This window comes from Eubacterium ramulus, assembly GCF_003122485.1.
Taxonomy (GTDB): domain Bacteria; phylum Bacillota; class Clostridia; order Lachnospirales; family Lachnospiraceae; genus Eubacterium_I; species Eubacterium_I ramulus_A.
Map to the genome: position 1 here is coordinate 21785 of NZ_JRFU01000081.1, position 26424 is coordinate 48208.

At 42.3% G+C, this 26424-nt stretch carries 24 protein-coding genes; 21 read left to right on the plus strand and 3 right to left on the minus strand.

Annotation, left to right across the window (positions count from 1 at the left end; all coding sequences use genetic code 11):
- Positions 1-40 precede the first annotated feature (40 nt).
- A complete protein-coding gene (argS, locus tag LG34_RS07150) occupies positions 41-1807 on the plus strand; it encodes an arginine--tRNA ligase (RefSeq protein ID WP_109215494.1) in 1767 nt (588 codons plus the stop codon).
- A 391-nt stretch (positions 1808-2198) separates the two neighbouring features.
- On the opposite strand, the gene LG34_RS07155 is transcribed toward argS, so the two are convergent.
- Entirely contained in the window at positions 2199-2837 is a 639-nt protein-coding gene (locus LG34_RS07155) for a lactate utilization protein (RefSeq protein WP_109215495.1), read from the minus strand.
- A gap of 253 nt (positions 2838-3090) precedes the next feature.
- Here LG34_RS07155 and LG34_RS07160 point away from each other — a divergent pair, with 253 nt between their 5' ends.
- The 7 genes from LG34_RS07160 to LG34_RS07190 all read left to right on the plus strand — a co-directional run bounded on the left by LG34_RS07160 (position 3091) and on the right by LG34_RS07190 (position 11232).
- On the plus strand, positions 3091-4830 hold the full coding sequence (locus tag LG34_RS07160) for an ABC transporter ATP-binding protein (protein WP_109215496.1): 1740 nt from the start codon (positions 3091-3093) through the stop codon (positions 4828-4830).
- 27 nt (positions 4831-4857) lie between these two features.
- On the plus strand, positions 4858-5769 hold the full coding sequence (locus LG34_RS07165; protein WP_109215497.1) for a DUF2156 domain-containing protein: 912 nt from the start codon (positions 4858-4860) through the stop codon (positions 5767-5769).
- Positions 5770-5832: 63 nt separating this feature from the next.
- Complete coding sequence (locus LG34_RS07170; protein WP_109215498.1) at positions 5833-6957, plus strand: CobW family GTP-binding protein; 1125 nt, start codon at positions 5833-5835, stop codon at positions 6955-6957.
- Positions 6958-7065: 108 nt separating this feature from the next.
- On the plus strand, positions 7066-8010 hold the full coding sequence (locus LG34_RS07175; RefSeq protein ID WP_177957228.1) for a TIGR03943 family putative permease subunit: 945 nt from the start codon (positions 7066-7068) through the stop codon (positions 8008-8010).
- A gap of 400 nt (positions 8011-8410) precedes the next feature.
- Positions 8411-9478, plus strand: a complete 1068-nt coding sequence (locus tag LG34_RS07180; protein ID WP_109215499.1) for an ABC transporter substrate-binding protein — start codon at positions 8411-8413, stop codon at positions 9476-9478.
- Positions 9479-9499: 21 nt separating this feature from the next.
- A complete protein-coding gene (locus tag LG34_RS07185; RefSeq protein ID WP_109215500.1) occupies positions 9500-10432 on the plus strand; it encodes an ABC transporter permease in 933 nt (310 codons plus the stop codon).
- Positions 10432-11232 (plus strand): ABC transporter ATP-binding protein, encoded by an 801-nt coding sequence (locus LG34_RS07190; protein WP_109215501.1) that lies wholly within the window; start codon positions 10432-10434, stop codon positions 11230-11232. The genes LG34_RS07185 and LG34_RS07190 overlap by 1 nt, the downstream gene beginning before the upstream one ends.
- 310 nt (positions 11233-11542) lie before the next feature.
- Here the strand turns inward: LG34_RS07190 and LG34_RS07195 are convergent, their stop codons facing one another.
- Entirely contained in the window at positions 11543-11902 is a 360-nt protein-coding gene (locus tag LG34_RS07195; protein WP_109215502.1) for a cupin domain-containing protein, read from the minus strand.
- A gap of 323 nt (positions 11903-12225) precedes the next feature.
- On the opposite strand from LG34_RS07195, the gene LG34_RS07205 reads away from it, so the two are divergent.
- From LG34_RS07205 to gltA, 10 genes are all read left to right on the plus strand, one after another.
- Entirely contained in the window at positions 12226-13020 is a 795-nt protein-coding gene (locus LG34_RS07205) for an SDR family NAD(P)-dependent oxidoreductase (protein WP_109215504.1), read from the plus strand.
- A gap of 145 nt (positions 13021-13165) precedes the next feature.
- Positions 13166-14113, plus strand: a complete 948-nt coding sequence (locus tag LG34_RS07210; protein WP_109215505.1) for a 3-hydroxyacyl-CoA dehydrogenase family protein — start codon at positions 13166-13168, stop codon at positions 14111-14113.
- Positions 14114-14209: 96 nt separating this feature from the next.
- Positions 14210-15220, plus strand: coding sequence for a cyclase family protein (locus LG34_RS07215; RefSeq protein ID WP_109215506.1), 1011 nt, complete (start codon positions 14210-14212; stop codon positions 15218-15220).
- Between the two features lie 199 nt (positions 15221-15419).
- On the plus strand, positions 15420-16271 hold the full coding sequence (locus tag LG34_RS07220) for a 3-keto-5-aminohexanoate cleavage protein (RefSeq protein WP_109215507.1): 852 nt from the start codon (positions 15420-15422) through the stop codon (positions 16269-16271).
- 14 nt (positions 16272-16285) lie between these two features.
- Positions 16286-16474 carry an excinuclease ATPase subunit gene (locus LG34_RS07225; RefSeq protein WP_109215508.1) on the plus strand — a complete coding sequence of 63 codons (189 nt, stop codon included), beginning with the start codon at positions 16286-16288 and terminating at the stop codon, positions 16472-16474.
- 255 nt (positions 16475-16729) lie between these two features.
- Positions 16730-17407 (plus strand): GntR family transcriptional regulator, encoded by a 678-nt coding sequence (locus LG34_RS07230; RefSeq protein WP_109215509.1) that lies wholly within the window; start codon positions 16730-16732, stop codon positions 17405-17407.
- A 413-nt stretch (positions 17408-17820) separates the two neighbouring features.
- Complete coding sequence (locus tag LG34_RS07235) at positions 17821-18804, plus strand: bifunctional enoyl-CoA hydratase/phosphate acetyltransferase (protein WP_109215510.1); 984 nt, start codon at positions 17821-17823, stop codon at positions 18802-18804.
- A 10-nt stretch (positions 18805-18814) separates the two neighbouring features.
- Positions 18815-19891 (plus strand): butyrate kinase, encoded by a 1077-nt coding sequence (buk, locus tag LG34_RS07240; RefSeq protein ID WP_109215520.1) that lies wholly within the window; start codon positions 18815-18817, stop codon positions 19889-19891.
- Positions 19892-20137: 246 nt separating this feature from the next.
- Positions 20138-21028 carry a sulfide/dihydroorotate dehydrogenase-like FAD/NAD-binding protein gene (locus LG34_RS07245; protein ID WP_109215511.1) on the plus strand — a complete coding sequence of 297 codons (891 nt, stop codon included), beginning with the start codon at positions 20138-20140 and terminating at the stop codon, positions 21026-21028.
- Positions 21028-22413 carry an NADPH-dependent glutamate synthase gene (gene gltA, locus LG34_RS07250; protein WP_109215512.1) on the plus strand — a complete coding sequence of 462 codons (1386 nt, stop codon included), beginning with the start codon at positions 21028-21030 and terminating at the stop codon, positions 22411-22413. The genes LG34_RS07245 and gltA overlap by 1 nt, the downstream gene beginning before the upstream one ends.
- 122 nt (positions 22414-22535) lie before the next feature.
- Here gltA and LG34_RS07255 read toward each other — a convergent pair whose 3' ends face one another.
- A complete protein-coding gene (locus tag LG34_RS07255) occupies positions 22536-22961 on the minus strand; it encodes a winged helix-turn-helix transcriptional regulator (RefSeq protein ID WP_109215513.1) in 426 nt (141 codons plus the stop codon).
- 217 nt (positions 22962-23178) lie between these two features.
- Here LG34_RS07255 and LG34_RS07260 point away from each other — a divergent pair, with 217 nt between their 5' ends.
- The 3 genes from LG34_RS07260 to LG34_RS07270 all read left to right on the plus strand — a co-directional run bounded on the left by LG34_RS07260 (position 23179) and on the right by LG34_RS07270 (position 26287).
- The gene (locus LG34_RS07260) at positions 23179-23598 is read left to right on the plus strand and encodes a C-GCAxxG-C-C family protein (protein ID WP_109215514.1); all 420 of its coding nucleotides are present in this window, start codon (positions 23179-23181) and stop codon (positions 23596-23598) included.
- A 169-nt stretch (positions 23599-23767) separates the two neighbouring features.
- Positions 23768-25240 (plus strand): stage IV sporulation protein A, encoded by a 1473-nt coding sequence (spoIVA, locus tag LG34_RS07265; RefSeq protein WP_109215515.1) that lies wholly within the window; start codon positions 23768-23770, stop codon positions 25238-25240.
- Between the two features lie 201 nt (positions 25241-25441).
- Positions 25442-26287: a purine-nucleoside phosphorylase gene (locus LG34_RS07270; protein WP_109215516.1), complete on the plus strand. Its 846-nt coding sequence runs from the start codon at positions 25442-25444 to the stop codon at positions 26285-26287.
- Positions 26288-26424 lie beyond the last annotated feature (137 nt).

A 26424-nucleotide genomic window follows, 5' to 3' on the forward strand; every position in this document is an offset into this window, starting at 1 on the left:
AACAATTGTCAATTAGAAAGATTGAAACCGGGAGGTACACATGAAAAAATTATTAGATAATATTACCGCTGAGGTAACAAAAGCTTTTGTGGAAGCCGGATACGAAGAAAAATTCGGCAAAGTTACATTGTCTAACAGACCGGATCTGTGTGAGTTCCAGTGTAACGGAGCCATGGCTGCTGCAAAACAGTATAAAAAAGCACCGTTTATGATCGCAGATGACGTGGCAGCACGTCTGCAGGATGTGGAGATGTTTGCATCGGTAGAGTCTGTAAAACCGGGATTCCTGAACCTGAAATTATCGGAGGAATATCTGGCAGAGTATCTGCGTGAAATGCAGGCAGATGAGCGTTACGGCTGCGAGAAGACAGCAGAGCCGAAGACCATCATCGTGGATTACGGTGGAGCAAATGTAGCAAAACCGCTGCATGTCGGACATCTTCGTTCCGCAGTTATCGGTGAAAGCGTAAAACGTATGAGCCGTTACATCGGTCACAATGTCATCGGTGATGTTCACCTTGGTGACTGGGGACTTCAGATGGGACTCATCATTACAGAGCTTCATGAGCGTAAACCGGAGCTGGTTTATTTTGACGAGGCATACGAAGGAGAATATCCGGAGGAAGCACCGTTTACCATCTCTGAGTTAGAGGAGATTTATCCGACTGCAAGTGGAAAATCAAAAGAAGATGCAGCTTACAAAGAAGCAGCAATGCAGGCTACTTTTGAACTTCAGAAAGGCAGAAGAGGTTACATCGCACTGTGGAAACACATTCTGTCTGTATCCATCGCGGATCTGAAGAAAAACTATGACAGCTTAAACGTTTCTTTCGACCTCTGGAAAGGCGAGTCCGATGCAGATCCATACATCGCACCAATGGCTGAACAGATGAAGAAAGATGGTTTTGCATATATGAGCGAGGGCGCACTGGTTGTTGATGTCAGCGAGGAGACCGATGCAAAAGAGATCCCGCCATGTATGATCTTAAAATCAGACGGAGCATCTCTGTATACAACCACAGACCTTGCAACTATCGTATGGCGTATGAAAGATTATCATCCGGATCAGATGGTATATCTGGCAGACAAACGTCAGGAGCTTCATTTTGTACAGGTATTCCGCTGTGCAAAGAAAACAGGTCTGGTAGATGACAACACAGAACTGAAATTTATCGGCTTTGGTACCATGAATGGCAAAGACGGCAAACCGTTTAAAACCCGTGAGGGTGGCGTTATGCGTCTGGAAAAACTGGTTGGGGACATCCAGAATGAGATGTATCAGAAAATTGCCGAGAACAACACCATGGAAAAAGAAGAAGCAGAAAAGACTGCAAAACAGGTTGCATTATCTGCTATCAAATACGGAGATCTGTCCAATCAGGCTTCCAAAGATTATATCTTTGATATTGACCGATTTATCTCCTTCGAGGGAAATACAGGTCCATATATCCTGTATACCATCGTGCGTATCAAATCTATTTTGAAAAAATACGCAGAGAGCGGAAAATCAGCAGCAGATTACACCATTCAGGCAGCACATTCTGCAAGCGAGAAGAACCTGATGCTGGAGCTGGCACGTTTTAATGAAGTAATGACAAATGCAGCAGAGGAACTTGCACCGCACAAGATCTGTGCATATATTTACGGACTGGCAAATGCGTTGAACCATTTCTATCATGAGACAAAAATTATGGTAGAAGAAGATGTGGCTGTACAGGCTGGTTATATCCGTCTGTTAGAGTTGACAAGAGACGTTCTTGAGACATGTATCGATGTTCTTGGATTCGATGCACCGGAGAAGATGTAAGATAACAATTTATAGGAAAAAACGATAGTTTTAAATGAAAAAAGTTTTACACAATGCTTTATAAAAAGATGTGTAAAACTTTTTTATGCATATAATACAGAAACAACCGCACAGAATATAGAATTTCTTAAATGGGTAGAATTTTTTAGAAATTAGTATAGATGATTAAGAAACGGTGCCGCACAAGTATGTTGGATAAATTATACTCGTGTGGCACCGTTTGGCTTGAGTTATATGCCATCAAATACAGGTTGAAAATATGAGACGCTGATAATAAAAGAGTATGACCAAACAAAAGACGATCAACAGAAGAAAGTTGATCGCCTTTTGTTTTTTATAAAATTGTGTAATGTGATTTCGAATTGTCTAATGTGAAATAATGAAACATTCACTAATAGCCTAGTTCTTCACCAACGAGAATCAGTTTAATACGTCCTTTGATAGCACTTCTTCTTGTAATAACAGTATGGCTGCAGATGCATCCTTCTGAAAAACAGTCATGGCAGCTTCCGGTCAGCGCACATGGTGTGTTGCGGTCCAGACGGATGGCATTTGGCGGAGAAGCGATATTTTTTACTCTGGATTCAGCTTCTTCCAATGTGGCAGCAACTTTATTCATGCCGGCAATGATGATTACATTTTCTGGTCCATAGATTAAAGCGGCTACACGGTTTCCGGTACCGTCAGTATTAACTAACTGACCGTCTAATGTGATAGCATTTGTACTCATGAAATAATAGTCACAGGACAGAGCCTTGTGGTAAATCTCTTTAATCTCCTCCGGGGAACAGGCTTTGGAACGATCCAGTAATGTGATATCGTCTCTTTTTTGCAGAGCGTCCATCAGACCACATTCGTTCATGGTCATGGAACCGCCGAAAGATACGCTGGAACCTGGTGTTACATAGGAAAGAGCTTTTTTTACGGCTTCTTCGCTTGTTTCGCAGTAACATCCTTCGTAGCCGCGGCGTTCAATGTTTTTCAGAATCGTTTCTGCGGCAACTTTATAATATTTCTGTTTTGGTGTCATAAAATAACCTCCTTGCTGAAATACTGTGTTAATCTACAGTGCAAAAAAGGAGAACACTGCAGAATTTTTACAGTATTACAATATGTATAAAAATATAGTGAACCAATCAGGAAAGAAAGTCAAGAGATGTGAGAATTGTTAGAAGAGCCAAACTTTTTGCGAAAAAGTCGGGGAATGAGAGTACTAGTGGTTTGACTTTTTTTGCATGGGTGTAGTATATTAGACTACAGTTTAAATGATAAGGGGAAAACGAATGAGGAAAAATTTAAAGAAATTGTTCTCATATTATAAGCCATATATGGGAATTTTTATTGCAGATATGTTTTTTGCATTTGGCGCAGCGGCGGTATCGCTGGTGATTCCGTTAGTGGTGCGTTATATCACATCTGAGGTTGTTCATTGGGAAAGCAGTCAGGCGCTGCACACGATTTTACGACTGGGCGTGATCATGCTGGTACTGATCGCTGTTCAGTGTTACTGCAACTATTTTATATCGAATTACGGACATGTTATGGGCGCAAAGATCGAGTACGACATGCGTGCAGAGATTTTTTCACACTATCAGAAACTGTCCTTCCGTTTCTACGATGATCAGAAAGTCGGTCAGTTAATGTCCCGTATTACATCGGATCTGTTTGATATTACGGAGCTATTGCATCACGGACCGGAAAATATCGTGATTTCGCTGATTCGCATTATCGGTGCTTTCATTATTATGGTAAATATCAGTCCACGGCTGACAGTGGCAGCATTTGCACTGGTGCCGTTTATGCTGGTGTACGCTTATGTGTTCAACAAAAAAATGAAGCGCGCTTTCCGTATGAACCGTGTGAAAATTGCAGATATTAACAGTCAGATTGAGGATAATCTGTCTGGAATCCGTGTGGTAAAATCCTTTGCCAATGAGGAAATTGAAAATAAAAAGTTCAAAAAGGGCAATGACGGATTTCTGGATGCAAAGAAAAACAGTTATCGGTATATGGGCGGTTACAATGCCGGCTTGACTGCGTTTACAACAGCAATTACCGTTGTTGTCATGTTGTCTGGCGGTGTGATGATTGCCCGTGGAAAAGGAAATATCACGGATCTGATCACATTTTTGCTGTATATTAATGTATTCACTGAGCCGATAAAAACGCTGATTGATTTTACGGAACAATTCCAGAATGGTTATTCCGGATTTGAGCGTTTTATGGAGATGATCTCTGTGGTGCCTGATATCAAAGATGCGCCGGATGCGCAGCCGATGCAGGAAGTGAAAGGTGAGATCAGTTTTGAAAATGTGTCCTTTCATTATGCAGACAGTGATCAGATGGTGCTGAACCATGTAAATCTGGAAGTTCCGGCGGGAGAGTATGTGGCGTTGGTTGGAAGCTCCGGTGCAGGAAAAAGTACGCTGTGCAGTCTGATTCCGCGATTTTATGATGTGACAGGCGGTACGATCCGGGTGGATGGTCAGGATATCCGCAAGATCAAATTGTCGGATCTGCGCAACCATATCGGAATCGTGCAGCAGGACGTGTATTTATTTGCGGGGACGATTCTGGAAAATATTCGCTATGGAAAACCGGATGCCAGCAGGGAAGAGGTTATCAAAGCGGCAAAAGAAGCCAATGCCCATGAATTTATCATGAGTTTCCCGGATGGATATGATACGGATATCGGACAGCGAGGAGTGAAATTGTCCGGTGGTCAGAAACAGCGTCTGTCTATTGCCCGTGTGTTCCTGAAAAATCCGCCGATCCTGATTTTTGACGAAGCGACATCTGCATTGGATAATGAAAGTGAAAAAGTTGTGCAGGAATCATTGGAAATCCTTGCCAAAGGACGTACTACTTTCGTAATTGCACATCGTCTGTCTACCATCCGTAATGCAGAACGTATTCTGGTGCTGACGGAAAACGGCATTGAAGAGAGCGGTACTCATGAAGAACTTGTGGCAAAAGGCGGTATTTATCAGAAACTGTGCGAGATGGCAAATCTTGCACAATAAAGTCTGGAAAGGAAAAAATTATTATATATGAGCAGACTGGAAGTAAAAAAAGTACAACTGTCCGATAAGACATGGATGGACGCCTATCTGGATGAAAAACAGGACAAAGGCTGTGACATGTGTTTTGCAAACATCTATCTCTGGGGCAGAAAATATAAAACCGGTTACGCGATGGTCAACGATTGTCTGATTTTTGCGGATCTGACGGATTTTAACAGCGTATCCATGCCGCTTGGCGAACCGGAAAAAGTAAAACAGGCGATTCTGACGCTGGAGGAGTATTTTGCAGAGGATGGCAAACCTTTTGCGCTGCATCTGACGACACCAAAGAATGTGGAGCAGTTAGAAGAATGGTTTCCGGGAAAATATCAGGTGGAGTATGAGCGCGACCTGGCGGATTATGTATATGAGAGGGAAAAACTTGTGGCATTATCCGGCAAGAAATATCACGGCAAAAAGAACCATGTGAATAAATTTAAAAATCTGTATCCGAACTGGGTGTATGAGCCGATCACTGATGAAAATGTGGAAGACTGTTTTCAGATGGGACTGGAATGGCGCAGAATCAACGACTGTGAAGAGGATGAAGAAAAACTGGACGAACTGTGTGTGACGTTCAATGCGTTGCGTCTGATGAAAGAACTTCATCTGACCGGTGGTTTGCTGCGGTTGGAGCCGGATGGCGATGTGGTAGCTTTTGCCATTGGCGAAGAATTAAATAAAGATATGTATGTGGTGCATATCGAAAAGGCTTTTGCGGATGTGCCGGGGGCTTATCCGATGATCAACCAGCAGTTCGCAGAGCATGCGGCAGAGGGGTATCAGTATGTCAACCGTGAGGATGACAGCGGTGTAGAAGGGCTGCGCCGGGCAAAAGAGTCCTATCACCCTGCGTTTATGGGATTGAAGGGATATGTGACACACCTTGACAATTCCTGATTTCAGACTTAAAATAATCTGTCAAAGGGTGGAAATTTAAAAGCTAAGAAAGGATGATATAAAATGACAAAGATAGACATTATTTCCGGATTCCTTGGAGCCGGAAAAACAACTTTTATTAAAAAAATGCTGGAAGAAGTTTTCTCCGGTGAGAAAGTAGTTCTGGTTGAGAATGAGTACGGTGAAGTTGGTATCGACGGCGGATTCTTAAAGGATTCCGGTATCGAGATCAAAGAGCTGAATTCCGGCTGTATCTGCTGCTCTCTGGTTGGTGATTTCAACCGCAGCTTAAATGAAGTAATCGAGACTTATCATCCGGATCGTATCCTTATCGAGCCGTCCGGAGTTGGCAAACTTTCTGATGTTATGTCTTCTGTAAAAGACATGGAGAAAAATCATGATGTAAAATTAAATGCACTGGTAACGGTTGCAAATGCAATGAAAGCAACCAAACAGATGAAAGCATTCGGTGAGTTCTTCAACAACCAGATTGAAAATGCAACAACTGTTGTTTTAAGCAGAACTCAGAATATGAAAGAGGAAAAACTGGAGCTTTGCGTAAAAGAGATTCAGAAATTAAATCCGAAGGCTGCTATTATTACAACACCTTGGGATTCTATTTCCGGAGAGCAGATCCTGAAAGTAATCGAGCAGCAGGATTCTTTGATGCAGGAAATGATGAAAGAGTACGAAGAGCATCATCATGATCACGAGCATGAACATCATCACGACCATGACCACGAGCATGAACATCATCACGATCATGACCACGATCACGAGCATGAACATCATCACGACCATAACCACGATCACGAGCATGAGCATCATCATGACCATGATCACGACCACGGCGAAGGATGCACCTGTGGATGCCATGACCACGATCATCACCATCACGACCATGATGCAGATGAAGTATTTATCAGCTGGGGCAAAGAGACTCCTCATAAATATACAAAAGAGAAGATCGAGTCTATCCTGAAAACATTCTGCGATACTGAGGACTACGGCACAATTTTACGTGCAAAAGGAATGGTTCCGGCAGAAGACGGCACATGGATCTATTTCGATATGGTTCCGGGCGAGTATGAGCTGCGTGACGGTGAGCCGGATTATACCGGACGTCTCTGTGTCATCGGTACAGATATCGACGAGCATAAGTTAGAAGAATTATTTGAACTGAACTAAAAACGGATTCCGATATGGCAGTGCGGTCAGCATTGCTATATCGGAAAAAGTTTTCTTTTGAAACCACGCAGAAAGCAAAAATTACAGAAAAGAGAGAAACGAATAATTATGGATATACCAGTATATTTATTTACCGGTTTTATGGACAGTGGAAAAACTTCCCTGATCACTCAGACCCTTCAGGAGAATGATTTTGGCATCGGCTCCCGCAGTCTGATCATTGCCTGCGAAGACGGCGATGAAGAATACGATGAAGAAGCACTGGCAAAAGACAAAATTACGGTTGTGGCAGTAGAGTCCGAAGAAGAATTTACCGAGGAATATCTGAAAGAGTGTGACGATACCATTAAGCCGGATCAGGTATTTATCGAGTATAACGGTACTTGGGAATCAGCCAAAATTCTGGAAATGAAACTCCCGAAAGGATGGGAAATCGTTCAGTCTCTGGCCACCGTAGATGCTTCTACATTTGAACTGTACCTGACAAACATGCGTGCCATGATGATGGAGCAGGTGTTCAATACCGATGTGGTTATTTTTAACCGCTGCACCGATGACACACCGAAAGCAAAATTCCGCAGAACCATCAAGGCTGTAAATCGCCGTGCACAGATCGTATACGAGCGAGAAGATGGTACCATTGATGAGAGTGATGCTGATGAGCTTCCATATGATCTGGATCAGGATGTCATTGAAATCACCGATGCTGACTACGGCATTTTCTATCTGGATGTACAGGACAATCCGCAGAAATACGAAGGCAAAACCATTCGTTTCCTGGGACTTGTATATAGACCGGACAAATTCGGTAAAAAACCGATGATGGTACCGGGACGTTTTGCCATGACCTGCTGTGCAGAGGATATTCAGTTTATCGGTCTGAAATGCAAGTATGACAAAGCAGTGGAGATTCCGCACAAATCCTGGATTTATATAACCGCAGAGATCCACAATGAGTTTGCCAAGGAATATCGTGGAAAAGGCCCGGTTCTGTACGCAAAAGAAGTCGTAAAAGCAGAAGAACCGGAAGACAGTCTTGTATACTTCTCATAAAATGTGAGAAAAATGAGAAAACTGATTGACAAAACTTCAAGAATGTAATAGACTAAAGCACATATAAGAAAACAAGTTGAAACCGTTGAAAAAGAGTAGTAGGCTGGAGACAGTGATGTCGAACCGATTTTCAGAGAGCTGTCGTTGGTGTGAGTGCAGTATGAGGAGAAAGCTGAATGGACTTTTGAGGGCTGCCTGAAATGGATTTGAGAGTAGGGTATGCCGGGAGCCGAACCCGTTATCCAGTCGGTATGTATGAATACGTACATAAAAAGAGTGGGCGTCACGCCAATTTGAGTGGTACCGCGATAATAAATCAGTTTATTACCGTCTCAGGATAAGTTTATCCTGGGACGGTTTTTTTAAAATCATGAAACATGAAAAAGAGGAGAGTAAAAAGATGAAAAAGAGATTTTTAGCAATGGCACTTGGATGCGCAATGGCAGTAACAGTTCTGGCAGGCTGCGGTGGTCAGTCAAACGATCAGAAAGATGCAGGAAATACCACTTCTGCAACAGAAGAGGCAGCAGATGGCAAAGTTTATCAGGTAGGAATTGTTCAGTATGTTGACGATGCTTCTTTAAACCAGATCGTAAAAGCTGTAAAAGAAGAGTTGGATGCAAAAGGAAAAGAGCTTGGTGTGACATTTGATTATGCAAATCACACATACAATGGTCAGGCAGATGCAACCGTTATGAACCAGATCGCAAGTGACCTGATCAATGATAACGTAGATGCAATTGTTCCGGTAGCAACACCGGTTGCAATGGTTATGCAGGCAGCAACAGAAGAAACACAGACACCGGTTGTATTTTCTGCAGTATCTGATCCGGTTATCACAGGTCTGGTAGAGAGCATGGATAAACCGGGCAGCAACATCACAGGTACATCTGATATGCTGGATACCGATGCGATCATGGATCTGATGCTGGCGGCACAGCCGGATATCAAAAAAGTAGGTCTGTTATATGACAAAGGACAGGATTCCTCCACACAGCCGATCGCAGATGCAAAAGCATATCTGGATGCGAAAGGAATCGAGTATGTTGAAAAAACAGGAACAACCAACGATGAGGTATCTCTTGCAGCAGACGCGCTGATCGCAGCAGGATGCGAGGCGGTATTTACACCAACTGACAATACCGTTATGACAGCAGAACTTGCAATTTTTGAAAAATTCCAGGATGCAAAAGTTCCACAGTATTGTGGTGCTGATTCCTTCGCATTAAATGGTGCATTCTGCGGATATGGCGTAAATTACGAAGAACTTGGAAAAGCAACAGCAGACATGGTAGTAGATATTCTGGTAAACGGTGCTGATCCGGCAACAACTCCGGTACAGACTATGAACAATGGTATCGCAACCATCAATACAGACACAGCAGAAAAAATCGGTCTGGATTACAGCATGTTTGCTACTATGTGCGAGCAGGTAAAAGAGACTACAACTGCTCAGGAATTTGAATAAAAGCGGGAGCGGAAACTGATTATGTTATCTTCAATTTTTACAGTATCACTTGCACAGAGTGCAATTGAACTTGGATGTATTTATGCGCTGGTTGCGCTGGCGCTGTTTGTATCATTTTCAATTTTAAATATTGCGGATCTTTCCACAGATGGATGTTTTACTTTAGGATGCGCTGTGTGTGCCATGGTAACCCTGCAGGGTCATCCGTTTCTGGGACTTCTGGCAGCGACCGGTGCCGGTGTAATCTCCGGATTTGTAACGGCATTTCTTCAGACCAGACTGGGCGTTGAGTCCATTCTGGCTGGAATTATCGTAAATACCGGTTTGTATACCATCAATATTGCGGTTATGGGATTTTCATCCACTATCAATCTGTTTGCCAACGATACAATTTTCACACTGGCAAAAGACAAAATTGGTGGAAACTGGTATGAAATTATTGCCATTCTGATCGTAATCCTGATCGTGGCAGTTATCCTGATCTGGTTTCTTGGAACGAGGCTGGGACTTTCTATCCGGGCAACCGGTGACAATGCCTTTATGGTAAGAGCTTCCTCCATCAGTCCGGTATTTACCATTACCGTTGGACTGTGTGTGGCAAACGCTATGACCGGACTTTCCGGCGGGCTGCTGGCTCAGTATCAGAGATCCTGTGATATCAATATCGGAACCGGTCAGGTTACCATCGCTCTGGCGAGTCTGATCATCGGTGAGACACTGGTTGGAAAAGGACATGTGGCAAAACGAATTTTTGGCGTCATCCTTGGAAGCTGCCTGTACCGTTTCATCGTGGCAATTGCACTTCGATTCAATGTCCCGGCAGAATGCCTGAAACTGGTATCATCCATTATCGTAGCAGTAGCGATTTCTCTGCCGTATCTGAAACAGAAAGCGGCGTTTGCAAAGACCAAACGTGCGGCAATCGCAAAAAGAAAACGGGGAGGTAATCTGTAATGCTCCAATTAATCGATATATCAAAAACCTTTAATCTGGGAACGGTAAATGAGAAAAAAGCATTGTCTCATCTGAATCTGGAATTACAGGATGGTGATTTCGCAACCATCATCGGAAGTAATGGTGCCGGAAAATCAACTATGTTCAATGCAATCTGCGGAACATTTTTTGTGGATGAAGGCGCAGTTATTCTGGATGGCAGAGATATTACATATGAAAAAGAACATAAGAGAAGCAAATACATCGGACATCTGTTTCAGGATCCGATGAAAGGTACGGCTCCGAATATGAGCATTGAGGAAAATCTTGCACTAGCTTATCTGAGGGCATCTGCCTCAAGAGGAAAGTTTTTCAGCAGAATTTCTCAGAAAGAAAAACAGATGTTCCGTGAAAAACTTGCTTTACTTGATATGGGACTGGAAGACCGTATGAAAAATCCGGTGGGACTGCTTTCCGGTGGACAGCGTCAGGCACTGACACTTCTGATGGCAACCGTTGTAACACCAAAAATTTTGCTTTTGGATGAGCATACGGCAGCATTGGACCCGGCGACGGCAGAAAAAGTATTGAATCTGACCAAACGGATCGTGGCAGAAAACAAGATCACCTGCCTGATGATCACACATAACATGCAGTCAGCGCTGGATCTTGGCAATCGAACTTTGATGATGAACTCCGGTGAGATCGTGCTGGATGTCAAAGAAGAGGAAAGAAAAGGTCTGACGGTTGCAGATCTGTTGGAAAAATTCAAGGAGGGTGTTGGCGCTCAGCTTGATAATGACCGAATCCTGTTATCATAAATGATCCGAGTGATCGGGAATTTTGTGATTGAGAAGAAAATGAGAGACATAATACAAAAGTAATATTATACAGGAATAGAAGAAAACATAACAAAAACCGGTGTCTGAGCAAAACAGATGCCGGTTTTTATGTAAGAGGAAGTTAAGATTTTCACTCAGAGTAAAAAGCAATTTGGTGAATTTTACATAAGCAATATAATAGAATGTAAGAATGACATAAAGAATAGGAGCAGAAAAAAGAAATCCGGCGTTCTGAAGATCAGAAAACCGGATTTCTTTTTTTACAGATATGATAATTCGCTTAAATGAATTATTTAGCAGCTTCTGGTAAAAGAATTACTAACATCTGAGCTGTTGTTGTTCCGATGTTTGTAACGCTCTTTTTAGAGTGCGGTGCGATATGTACGCTGTCGCCTGCCTCAAGAACAGTCTCAACTCCGTCATCGCCTTTGAATAACATTGTTCCTTCTACAATGTAGTAGATGGACTCCATAGCGTTGTCAGCGAACTCTGTGCCGCCGCCGCTTGGAAGGAAGTGAGAAAGACCGTTGATCAGTCTACCACCATCGATATCCTGCGGATCATGAAGTCTGCATAATTTGCACTCTTTGTGTCCTGGTGCCTCATAAGTATAATAAGCATCTTTTTTAGTAATTTTGTAGCCAGCCATAATATAAAACCTTCCTTTCTACCTGACATTTTTTACAAGACATAGTCTACCACCATGTGAGGGAAAAATCAACAATTTTCATGTAAAAAAATAAAAAAGTGTTAGTAGTAATGCACAAAAAGGAAACTGAATTACCGTACAGTAACTTAATAACAATATTGTATGTATTGCATAAAAAAGCGACATGAACTATACTAAACATGATGAATTTGACGAACGGAATTTTAGGTTTATCCGTTTCGCCTTGATCCATCTCAGCTTCTTAATTTAGAAACTGAAATGAGAAAAACCAAAAGGCAAAAAATGAAGGAGGATTTTGGGAAATGGTAAGTTTAAAGAAAGACTTTGTCGACAACATGTTTTCTGTAGAAGGAAAAGTAGCTCTGGTTACAGGTGCAACTGGTGCATTAGGAAAAGTTCTTGCTAAAGCATATGGTTATGCTGGAGCAAAAGTTATGATGACTGGTCGTAACGCAGCTAAATTAGAGGAGCTGGAGACAGAGTTCAAAGCAGAGAATATCGACTGCGCATACATCAAAGCTGATCCTGCAAAAGAGGAAGATGTTGACGCTTTAGTAAAAGGTACAGTTGCTAAATATGGTGAGATCAACATTCTTGCTGTTTGCCACGGATTCAACAAACCACAGAACATCTTAGAGCAGTCCGTAGCTGATTGGCAGTACATCATGGATGCTGACTGCAAATCTGTATACGTTGTTTGTAAATATGTTGCAGAGCAGATGGTTGCTCAGGGCAAAGGCGGTAAAGTAGTAGTTGTTACATCTCAGCGTTCTAAACGTGGTATGGCTGGATACACAGGATACTGTACATCTAAAGGTGGTGCAGACCTTATGGTTTCTTCCATGGCTTGTGACCTTTCCGCTAAATATGGTATCAATGTTAACTCTCTGTGCCCGACAGTATTCCGTAGCGATTTAACAGAGTGGATGTTCGATCCGGAGTCTGCTGTATACCAGAACTTTATGAAACGTGAGCCAATCGGACGTCTGGCTGAGCCGGAAGATTTCGTAGGATATGCTATCTTCCTTTCTTCTGACGCTTCTAACTACATCACAGGCGCTAACTGCGACTGCAGCGGTGGTTACTTAACCTGCTAATTATTGTCTTTGACAATAAACACAGTCATGTAATGTGGCGTACAAAACCATGATTGCAGACTTATTACACAAATTAAGAAGAGCTCCTGCCCGCCACAAGCGGGCGGGCTCTGTAAATGATTAATAAGACGGAGATGCAAAAATAATGAGTGAAATTAAAAATTTCTTAGTATGCGGCGGCGGAATGATGGGAAGCGCAATCGCACAGATCCTTGCAGGACTTGATGATGCAAAGGTTACTGTATATGATGTATTCCCAGTAAACGTAGAAGCAAAAGTTCGCAACAACATGAAACTTCTTGTAGAAAAAGGAATCGTAACAGAGGCAGACGTAGATAACATCGTTTCCAAAATCAGCTTTACACAGGATATGAACGACGAAGGCGTTAAAAACGCACAGATGGTTGTTGAGTGTGTATTAGAGGAGATGGAGATGAAACAGAATCTGTTCGCTCAGTTAGAGGAGTATGTAGCAGATGACTGTATCTTCTGTACAAATACATCCGTTATGAGCCCGACAGAGATTTCTGCAAAATGTAAACACCGTGAGAGACTTTGCGGTACACATTTCTGGAATCCTGCATTCCTGATTCCGTTAGTAGAGGTTGTTAAGACAGATGCTACTACAGATGAGGTTGCCCAGACTGTTATCGACGTTTTAACAGAAGCTGGTAAAAAACCGGTTCTTTGCAAAAAGGATGTTCCGGGATTTATCGCAAACAGAATGCAGCATGCTTTATGGCGTGAGGCTATTTCCATCGTTGAGCGTGGTATCGCAGATGCAAAAACTGTAGATGATGCTTGCAAATACAGCTTTGGTCTGAGACTTCCATACTTACCACCATTAGTAAACTCTGATATGGTAAGCACACAGCTGACATCCAATATCCATAACTATGTATTAAAAGATTTGGAAGACAGACATGATGCTTCTCCATTACTGAAACAGATGCTGGATGAAGGCAAAAACGGTTTCCGTGCAGAGGCAGTAGATGGCGTTCATGAAGGATTCATGAAATATACAGACGAAGAGATCGCAGAGATCAACGGTGGTCTGAATGAGTATCTGATCAAGATGCTTTACAACAAATAAATTTAATTATACAATAACATGGTTCATTCGTATCTTCGGGTAATGTGAAGGTACATGAAATAGACACACTATATTCTATTCAGGAGGATAATAAAAATGGGAAAAGTAGTAGTAGATTTAGCACATCCTTTTAGTGCAGAGATTCCGCGTTGGCCTTACTTTGATAAACCAGAAATCGTAGGCGCACATTCTATGGCTAAAGGTGGCGTTTTAACACAGAGAATTACATGTACAATGCATACAGGTACACACTGTGATGCACCACGTCACGTTATGGAGTATGAGTTCGATGGCAGACGTGCTCGTTACACACATGAGATGCCGGCTGATGCTTACGCTGGACAGGCTATCGTTTTCAAAATCGATATCGAGCCTTGGGGACTGATCACAGACAAACATCTTGATGCATGTATGAAAGAGTACGGTCTTAAAGATGGTGATCTGAAAGGAAAAATCCTTTGCCTGAACTCTGGAATGCATCGTTACTTCGATGATTCTAAAGCTTACTATCATTATGCAGCTGGTACAGGTATCGACGCTGGTAAATGGTTTGTAAAACAGGGCGTTAAATGTGTAGCTATGGACGGACAGGCTCTGGATCATCCGCTTCACACAGCTATGGGTAACAACGGTATGACAAGAATGAACCTTCTTGGCGCTACAGGTAAAACAATCGTTGAAGAGTACAAAGAGCTCTTTGGTGAGGAAGCTTACGCTGAGTTCGATAAATTCGAGTACATCCGTATCCATGGACAGGAAGCATATGATGAGAAATTTGGCGAGTTAGAGAACCTTGGTGTATGGGGAACTTGGGAGCCATGTCATAAAGAGATGCTTGGTCATGGTATTGTTGGTGTTGAGAACCTTGGTGGTGATCTTGATAAGATCGTTCCAGGTAAATGGTTCGACTTCCACTGCTACCCAATCAGATGGTACATGGGCGATGGCTCTATGGCTCATCCGGTTGCTTACGTTGACGAAGAGAACATTGATCCGACAGTTCCGGATAGAAAATACAAATACTGTGGAACAGGTTACGGCGATGCTGAAGAGTATGGTCTTAGCTGCCTTGACTACATCCAGAGACTGTTCAACCGCAACAAATAATTCTGGCTGGAATTACCAAATGATATAAAATAAGCCCATTGCAGCAATGCAGTGGGCTTATTCAGAGCTTATAAAATAGAGATATATTGTCAAATTTTTCAAAAGTTGCTATGTCAATGTCTTGACATTCGACCAGACATGACATAAAATTTAAATGTATGAATTTATACCATATAAATAAGAAATGAGGGAATGAAAAATGGCAAAGAAAACAATTATCACAGCAGCAGTAACTGGCGCATGGCCAAAAAAAGAGAACAACCCGAACGTTCCAATGACTCCACAGGAGATCGCTGATGACGTATACGCATGCTGGAAAGCAGGCGCTGCAATCGCTCATCTTCATATGAGAGATGATGAAGGAAATGGAACAATGGATACAGCTAAATTCGAAGAGACTGTAAACCTGATCCACACAAAATATCCGGATTGCGATATCATCCTGAACCTTACAACATCTGGAGATATCCACGCTGATGACGAGATCCGTGTTGCTCATGTTAAAAAATTAAAACCAGAGATGGCTTCTTATGACTGTGGTTCTATGAACTGGTTAAACAGTGGATTATTCATCAACTCCCCGAAATTCTTAACAGATTGTGGTCTGTTATTCCAGGAGACAAATACAAAACCAGAGATCGAAGCATTTGATCCGGGTATGATCGGAAACGCTGCCTACTATATCAAAAAAGGCGTTCTGAAAACACCTGTACACTTCCAGTTCTGCATGGGATGTGCAAATGGTATCCCGGGAACAATGAAAAACCTGATCTTCATGAAAGAGACAGCTGATGAGTTAGTAGGAAAAGGAAACTACACATGGTCCTGCTTCGGTGTTGGACACAGCGCAATGGAGATGCTGTACGGTGCAGTAGCACTTGGCGGCGGAATCCGTGTAGGTATGGAAGACAACGTAATGTACGCTAAAGGACAGCTTGCAGAGAGCAACGTTCAGTTCGTAGAGAGAGCTGCTCGTGTAATCAGAGAGTATGGTAACGAAGTTGCTACACCGGCTGAGGCACGTGAGATGCTTGGTTTAACAGCTAAATAATAGGAGGCTTCTTTATGACCTGGGGAGCTTTATACATGTATTATCATTGTCCAAAATGCGGAATGAAATTCGAATACGCACTGGATGTCATGACTGAGTTTGGTGATGAGTTCGGTTTCTGTCCGGAATGCCATGTGATGGGTGTCTATGAAAAAGAAGGTGCCCGTCAGAAGGATGACAATGATTACTTTGAAGTAGAGTAATAGAAAAGACACGATCAGAATCAGAAATGGTTTTGACCGTGTCTTTTTTTCTATATATAAATGAATGGCTAGTCATTGACAGGAGAATTTAAGAAACTATATTACAAAGATTTTATGTGGAAAGTTTTTCTTTTTATACGATAAAGTGTTTGCATTGCTTCTGGATGTGTGGCATAATATTCTATGTATTTGACATTGTGCAAAATGTGAAATGTGTAGGAAGGCTATAAGTAAAACAGGAGTAAAAAGAAAAGAATGGCAGTAATTAAGAGAGTATCCCTTGTGGATCAGGTATATGACAAATTGCGGGAGCGCATTGTACAGTTAAAGATTCCTTTTGGAAGTAAATTAAATGTAAGCAAACTTCAGGAGGAATATGGTGTAAGTTCCACACCGGTGCGTGAAGCGCTGAACCGTTTATTAAATGAAGGGCTGATTGAATTCGAAAACAACGTAGGTGCACACGTTATAGATATCACAGAGAAAGATGTCCGGGAGATTCAGGAGATTTCTTTTTCTTATCAGATGGTAGCCGCACGTAATGCACTTCGTAACGGCGATGCACAGCAGATGGCAGAGGAGATCGAAAAATACATTGAAGAATACCGTTCTTCCAATGGCGTCATTGAAAGCTGCAGATGTATCCGAAATATTATGGATGTATTTTATAAAAATTCCAACAATGATATGTTGATGACAAAAGTAACTTCTATGACAGGTATGGACGAGATTCTGCATGCATTATTTGCAATGCCGCGTGAAAAAGGTGGCAGTGGCGGACAGTACCATTCCGGTATCACATATTTTGAGCAGATTCATGATGCGGTTGCAAACAAAGATTTTGCAAAAATCTGTGATGGATTGGAAGCACATCAGTTGTGGTCACGGGGGTACATTCTTAAAAACCTTGAGACTGTGAAAAATAGATTCTAATATAGAGTATGAGAGCGGGATTCTTAATTTGTCCCAGCAGCTAACAATCGCTGCTAGGAAAAATTAAGATTCCCGCTATTTCAGTTGTTGTCCTGAATTTACATGGCAAAAATATAATTCATGACGAATATCTTTTTCTAATAGAAATTTTATTACATTTTTTGATAAACAGCGAAGAATGTATAAACTAAAAAATATAGGAATATTACCGTGATTTTTTATCACCGTGTAGATTAAGAGAAGTCCCTGATTTTTCTCAAGGAGCGATTGTTAGCGACTGAGACAAATCAGGGACTTCTCTTTCAATAATGTATATAAAAACAAAAATCGTGCACGATGCAAAATATAAAGTATAAATTGCAAATTTTTCTGTTGCGATACAAAAAGAATCATGCTATAATGAGAACCAATGAATGAGAAAAGAGTCTCAGGAAAGACTCAAAAAAATATATAAACAAAAGCAGGAGGATTTTAGTATGGCAGTTATTAAAAACTTTGATGAGATCGTAGAGCGTGTAAAAGGTTTCCCAGAGCCAATGCGTGTAATCGTTGCAGCTGCTCAGGATGAGCACACATTACAGGCAATCAAACACGCACAGGAAGAAGGAATCGCAAAACCGGTTCTGGTTGGCGATAAAGCAGAGATCGACAAAATCTGTGCAGAGATCGGTCTGGTTGTACCGGAAGAAGATATTTACGATGTTCCGGATGTAGACGAGTCTGCAAAACGTGCCGTTGCCCTGATCCACGAAGGAAAAGGTGATTTCCTGATGAAAGGTAAAATGGAGACAGCACAGATCTTAAAACCGGCTGTAAACAAAGAGACAGGTCTTGGAACAGGCCGTGTAATGTCTCATTTCGTATTTGACGAACTTCCACATTATCATAAACTTCTTGTTACTACAGATGGTGGTATGATGACATACCCGACACTTGAGCAGAAAGCTCAGATCATCGAGAATACCGTAGAGACTCTGAAAGCTCTTGGATATGAGAATCCGAAGATCGCAGCTGTAGCAGCAGTAGAGAAAGTAAACCCGAAAATGCCTGAGACAGTAGAAGCACGCGAGTTAAAAGAGATGAACGAGCGCGGCGAGATCAAAGACTGTGTTGTTGAGGGACCGATCTCCCTGGATATCGCTCTGGACAAAGAGTGCGCAGACATCAAAGGTTTTGAAAGCCCGGTTGCAGGTGATGCAGATGTTATCCTTGTTCCAAACATCCAGGTTGGAAATATCCTTGGAAAATCCATCACAATCATTGCAAAAGGTAACATGGCAGGTTTCGTAGTTGGTGCTCAGGTACCGATCGTATTCTGCTCCAGAGGATCTTCTGCAAAAGAAAAATTCCTTTCTCTTGCATTAGCAGCAGCAGTAAGTGCAGGCAAAAACAAATAAGGAGACCGATATGGAAAAAATCTTAGTAATGAATCCAGGCTCCACATCCACAAAAATTGCGGTTTATCAGGATGAGACACCGTTATTTGTAGAGAGCATTGAACATTCTCAGGATGAGTTAAAACCTTTTGAAAATATTATCGATCAGTATGAGATGCGTAAAGACCTGATCCTTGCAACCATGGAGAAAAATGGAGTACACAAAGAGGATCTGACAGCAATCGTATCCCGTGGAGGACTGCTTCCACCGATTAAAGCTGGTGCTTATCGTGTAAACGAAGATATGGTATGGCAGCTTACATACGCACCGCAGAATGAGCATGCATCCAACCTTGGCGCAGTTATCGCAAATGCCATCGCTACAGAGCTTGACATTCCGGCCTATATTTACGATGCAGTAACTGTTGATGAGCTGGAGCCACTTGCCAAAGTGACCGGTTTACCGGAGATGCAGCGTAAAGGTATGGGACATAACCTGAACATGCGTGCAGCAGCTATGAAATATGCAAAAGAGCATAACAAACCATACAGTGATATTTCTGTGATCGTTGCTCATCTGGGCGGTGGAATCACATTATCCCTGCACCACAAAGGTCAGATTGTTGATATGATCTCTGATGATGAAGGCCCGTTCTCACCGGAGCGTGCCGGCGGACTGCCTGCATTTCAGGTCATTGATATGGCAACCCGTGAAGGCATGGGCAAAAAAGCCATGATGAAAAAAGTAAAAACACAGGGTGGTCTTATGGGCTACTTTGGTGTAAATGATACACGAATCGTTGAAAAAATGATGATGGATGGCGATGAGAAAGCCAAACTGATCTATGATGCAATGATTCTCAATGTTGCAAGAAATATTGCAAAATTGAGTGTTTATGTGGATGGAAAAGTTGACAACATCATTCTGACCGGCGGTATTGCATATTCTGAATATTTTACAAAAGAAGTTGCAAAACGTGTAGAGTTTATCGCACCGGTAATCGTATATGCCGGTGAAAATGAGATGGAATCCCTTGCTTTAGGCGCTTTACGTGTACAGCGTGGCGAGGAAGAGGCCAGAACATTCACAAAAGTTGTTCCGGAATAAAATCAAATTATTTGATTTTATGATTTTCTAAATTATACCTATCCAGGAAAAGGACTTCTGCTTTGCAGGGGTCCTTTTTGTTGAAAAAATGGCACGCTTTTTGTATAATAAAAAAAGCAATAATTATAATTGAATGTATACGAATTAGAACATGTAAATGTGCAGAAAGGAGTTGAAAAAAGACGCTATTTTGTATACAATATAAAAAGTGAGTTAGTTAATAAATTAACAATAGAGGAGGTACTTATGTATAAGATTTTAGAACGTAAGCAGTTAGCTGATAAAATCTATTATATGGTTGTTGATGCACCAAGAGTAGCAAAAGCCTGTCTTCCGGGACAGTTTGTAATAGTAAAGATGGATGAGATCGGAGAGCGTATTCCGCTGACAATCTGTGATTATGACAGAGAAGCAGGAACCGTTACCATTGTATTCCAGATCGTTGGAGCTTCTACAGAACGTATGTCAGCTTTGGAAGAGGGAGATGCATTCCAGGATTTTGTTGGACCGCTGGGATGCCCGTCTGAACTGGTAGAAGAAGACCTGGAAGAACTGAAAAAGAAAAAAATCATGTTTGTAGCAGGTGGTGTTGGAGCTGCACCGGTTTACCCACAGGTAAAATGGATGCATGAGCATGGCATTGATGTAGATGTAGTTGTCGGTGCAAAGAATCATGATATGCTGATCCTTGAGGATGAGATGAAAGCAGTAGCAGGAAATCTGTATGTATGTACAGATGATGGAAGCTATGGTATTCCGGGAATGGTTACCACAGCAATTGAAGATCTGGCAGCAAAAGCTGAGCAGCCGTATGATGTCTGCGTAGCCATCGGACCGATGATCATGATGAAATTCGTATGTCTGCTTACCAAAAAGCTGAACATTCCGACCATCGTTTCCATGAACCCAATCATGGTAGACGGAACTGGTATGTGTGGTGCATGCCGTCTGCAGGTTGGTGATGAGATCAAATTTGCATGTGTAGACGGACCGGAGTTTGACGGACATCTGGTTGATTTTGACCAGGCAATGAAACGTCAGCAGATGTATAAGACAGAAGAGGGACGCGCGATCCTGAAACTGCATGAAGGTGATACACATCATGGTGGATGCGGAAACTGCGGAGGTGACAACTAATGGATATGTTTAAAAAAGTTCCTGTAAGAGAGCAGGATCCAAAGGTAAGAGCAACAAATTTTGAAGAAGTTTGTTATGGATATAATAAAGAAGAAGCGGTACAGGAAGCACAGAGATGTATCGGATGTAAAAATGCAAAATGTATCGAAGGATGTCCGGTTTCCATCGACATTCCTGGATTTATCGGAAAAGTAAAAACAGGCGAGATCGAAGAGGCTTACAAAATCCTTTCTCAGTATACATCCCTTCCGGCTACTTGTGGACGTGTATGCCCTCAGGAGAACCAGTGTGAGGGAAGATGTGTCCGCGGTATCAAAGGCGAGGCAGTTTCCATCGGTAAACTGGAGCGTTTCGTAGCAGATGCAGCTGCTGAAAATAATTATAGCCAGCAGGCACCGGCTCCGTCAAACGGACATAAGATCGCAATCGTAGGTTCCGGTCCTGCAGGTCTGGCTTGCGCAGGCGAGCTTGCAAGAATGGGATGCGATGTTACAATTTTTGAAGCATTACATGAGCCGGGCGGAGTACTTCGTTACGGTATTCCGGAGTTCCGTCTTCCGAAACAGCGTATCGTTGCAAGAGAGATCAACAATGTAACAGATCTTGGTGTTAAAATTGAGACAAACGTTGTTATCGGTAAAGCGGTAACTGTTGATCAGCTGATCGATGAGGAAGGTTTCGAAGCTGTATTTATCGGCTCTGGAGCAGGTCTTCCGAAATTCATGGGTATTGATGGTGAGAACGCAAATGGTGTATTCTCTGCAAACGAGTACCTGACAAGAAATAACCTGATGAGCGCATACAGAGATGAGTATGACACACCGATTCACGGTGGAAAGAAAGTAGCTGTCGTTGGTGGTGGTAACGTAGCAATGGATGCTGCAAGAACTGCACTTCGTCTTGGTGCGGAAGTTCATATTGTATACAGAAGAAGTGAAGCAGAGCTTCCTGCCCGTGTGGAAGAAGTTCATCACGCAAAAGAAGAGGGCATTATCTTTGACCTTCTGACTAATCCGGTTAAGATCTATGAAGATGAGAACGGATGGGTATCCGGTCTTGAGTGTGTCCGCATGGAGCTTGGTGAGCCGGATGAGTCGGGAAGAAGACGTCCGCAGGAAATTCCGGGATCTAACTTTGTTCTGGATGTTGATACTGTTATCATGTCTCTGGGAACATCTCCAAACCCATTGATTTCTTCTACAACAAAGGGTCTGGAAGTAAATAAATGGAAATGTATCGTAGCTGATGAAGAGAACGGAAAGACAACCAAAGAGGGTGTCTATGCCGGTGGTGATGCAGTTACAGGTGCTGCTACCGTTATCCTTGCAATGGGAGCTGGTAAACATGCAGCACATGCAATCTATGATTATGTAACAAACAAATAAGGGTTTGTTGCAGAACAATTTATTCTGGCAGTTACACAGGTTGAATACAACCTTGTTTGTAGCTATATATAATATCCTATCCTAATAACAAAAAAAGCTGCATAAGCAGCTTTTTTTGTTTACTATTTTTGCTCCACTGGAGGATGCTTTTTCATATACGTATCCATGATATCTTGTAATTGGTCACGATATTTGACTTCTGTGTGAACTGCAAAGGCATCTGGATCAATGGGAAGATTCAATTCATTTAAGCGTCTGATACTCCAAATGTAAAGAATGTCTAATGCCGGGATCAAATCTTCTCCCAGAGGAGTCAGAATATATTCGACTTTCAATGGGATGGTGTTGTACTGTATTCTTTCAACCAGTCCGTCATGTGTCAGTTCTTTTAACTGCTGACTGAGCACTTTTTCGCTGACGCCGAGTGTCTTTTTTGTTTCGTTGAAACGGATTTTTCCATAATGATGGATGTGATGCAAAAGCGTCATCTTCCATTTACCGGAGATACAGTTTGTGACAAAATGATACGGATTAACAGTTTGTTGCATGGAAAGTATTTCACCTCCGACCTTTTCTTTTGATTTTTCTAAAAGTAATTTGGTTTAAAAAAGTAATTTAGTATCAAAAGGGTAACCATAGTGTAGCAGTTTCGTGACAAAATTTCAATGGATTCTGGTAAAAAATATTCAAAATATGATATAATTAGTCAAATAAGTGAAAAATTTAGAAAAATGGGTAAAAAAAGAGCAAAGCGGAGGTAGAAAAATGAAGACGGTAGAAGAAAGAGTAGCAGAGTTAAAAGACAGACATGCACGCGGATATAACTGTGCACAGGTGGTATTGTGCTCTTATGCAGATGTGCTTAGTATTGATGAGGAGACACTGTTTCAGATCTCAGAAGGATTTGGTGCAGGTATGGGTGGTATGATGGAAACCTGTGGTGCGGTGACCGCAATGTTTATGGCACTTGGATTGAAAAACAGTTCCGGGGATCTGCAGGCATGCGATACCAAGCCACAGACCATGCGTTTGGTGCGGGAGCTGGCAGCAAAATTCAAGGATAAAAATGGTTCGATCGTATGTCGGGAACTGAAAGGTGTGGATACTGGAAAAGTGCTGCGAAGCTGTGATGGCTGTATCGAGGATGGTATTCGGATTCTTGGGGAATATTTATTAGATGAATAAAGGATTGTGTGATTAGACGGACGAAAAAAGAGAGAAAAAAATATCCTGCAGGCTAAGACGCCTTGCCGGATATTTTTTGAATATTTGGTTGGGCGGTTTTATTGGTATTTTAATGTCATATATTGATCGGGTGTCGCATATTCATAAGCAGAAGAGGAGAGTGACGGATATGACAAATAAAAATATTTATCAGAATATCGCAGCAAGAACCGGTGGTGATATTTATCTTGGGGTTGTGGGACCGGTCAGAACCGGAAAATCTACGTTTATCAAGCGTTTTATGGATCTGATGGTGCTGCCCCGCATGGAGGAGTCGGCAGGCAAACAGCGGATGATTGATGAATTGCCGCAGTCTGCACAGGGAAAAACGATCATGACAACGGAGCCGAAGTTTATTCCGCGGGAAGCGGCAACGATTCAACTGGATGAGGATGTGTCGGCAGATGTGAAGCTGATTGACTGTGTGGGGTATCTGATTGAGGGTGTCAGCGGGCATATGGAGGATGGTGCGGAGCGGATGGTAAAGACACCATGGTACGGCTATGAGATTCCATTTGCAAAAGCGGCACAGATCGGGACGGAGAAGGTCATTCGGGAGCATGCAACGATTGGAATTGTAGTGACAACGGATGGCAGTTTTACGGATATTCCACGGGAGAATTATGTCCCGGCAGAGGAAAAAACGGTGGAAGAATTAAAAAAGATTGGAAAGCCGTTTGTAATTTTACTGAATACACCGAGGCCGCACAGTACCGGGGCAGAACAGCTTTGTCAGGAGTTGCAGGAGAAATATGGTGTCACTGTGCTGGCGGTGAACTGTGAACAATTGAAATCGGAAGATATTCGGCAGATTTTGCAGAGTGTGCTGTATGAATTTCCACTGGAGGCGTTAGAATTTTATGTCCCAAAATGGGTAGAAATGCTCCCGACAGCGCATAAAGTGAAACAGGCAGCGATACAGGAAGCGGGGAAAATTTTGCAACAGGCAGATCAGATGAAGGATATTGTCGGGCATACTTTTTTGCCGGAACATGAGGAAATTGCAGAAATTCGTCTGGATGTGACGGACCTTGCCAGCGGAACGGTAAAAATTTGTCTGGGAGTGGATGAACGGTATTATTATGAAAATATCAGTGAATTGACAGGGATTCCGATTCACGGTGAATATGAACTGCTATCCCTGATCCGGGAACTTGCCAAACAGAAAAAAGCGTACGAACAGGTGGCTTCTGCAATCGAAAGTGTCCGTGACACGGGATATGGCGTGGTATCTCCGTCCATGGATGACATCAGTATTGAGGAACCAACGCTAATCAAACATGGTAATCGCTATGGGGTGCGTGTGAAAGCATCTTCCCCGTCCATACATATGATCCGTGCAAATATTGAGACCGAGATTGCGCCGATCATCGGAAGCGAAGAACAGGCAAACGATCTGGTTACTTACATCAAAGACAATCAGAATACGTCAGAAGGTCTCTGGAAAACCAATATTTTCGGAAAATCCATCGGAGAACTGGTGGAAGATGGAATCCGGCGAAAAATTACGATGATGGATGAAGAAAGCCAGCAAAAATTGCAGGATACCATGAAAAAAATTGTCAACGATAATAATGGTGGTCTTGTATGTATCATATTGTAAAAACGTAAGAAAGTCCGACAGAAGTATCACACAAGGCGTCTTAGCCTGTGGGATACTTCTGCCGGGCTTTCGTATTATATATCAAAAAGGGGAACATCTTCACGGACTTGTTCATTTTTGGGTTTTGTGGTATTATAATTTACTATCTATATGAAAAGTGTAACGATTTCAAGTAAAACAGATAAAAAGGAGAAGTTTGGCATGAGTGAGGTATATGACAAATTACTGAGATGTTATCACAGTGTGAGAGAAAAAGTATCCTTTGAACCGCAGATTGCATTGATTCTTGGTTCCGGTCTGGGGGATTATGCGGAGCACATTCAGGTAGAAGCGGTTCTGGATTATCATGAAATCGAAGGTTTTCCGGTTTCTACGGTACTGGGACACAAAGGACGTTTCGTGTTTGGTTATATTCAGGACGTCCCTGTGGTAATTATGCAGGGCAGAGTACATTATTATGAAGGCTATTCGATGAGTGATGTCGTGCTTCCTACCAGACTGATGGGACTGCTTGGAGCAAAGGTTTTATTCCTGACAAATGCTTCCGGTGGAATTCAGGATGGGATGCAGGTTGGCGATTTTATGCTGATCACCGGACATATTTCCAGCTTTGTGCCGTCTCCTCTGATCGGACCAAATCCAGATGAACTTGGCACCCGTTTTCCGGATATGAGTGAGGTTTATAAAAAGGATCTGCAGGAAGTGATCCGAACTACTGCAAAAGAGTTACAGATTCCGTTGAAAGAGGGCGTATATGTGCAGACAACCGGACCGAATTATGAATCTCCGGAAGAAATACAGATGTTTAAGATTCTTGGCGCAGATGCGGTTGGCATGAGTACTGCCTGTGAAGCAATGGCGGCGAATCATATGGGCATGCGCGTTTGTGGTATTTCCTGTATTTCGAATCTGGCAGCAGGTATTTCTAAACATCCTCTGACACACGCGGAGATTCAGGAGATGGCAGACCGGGTGGCGCCAATGTTTAAACAGCTGATTACAGAATCTGTAGTAAATATTGCAAAGACGGTAAATGATGCTTGTTAGAAAAATGGATCTGTGTGACTGAATAAAAATAAAGAATGTGAAATACAGAAGACAAAAATACAATAGAAATCAATGATTTGTATAAATATGTTTTATCTCAGTCGAGAAGACTCCCACTTCTGCAAGTGGTGAGTAAT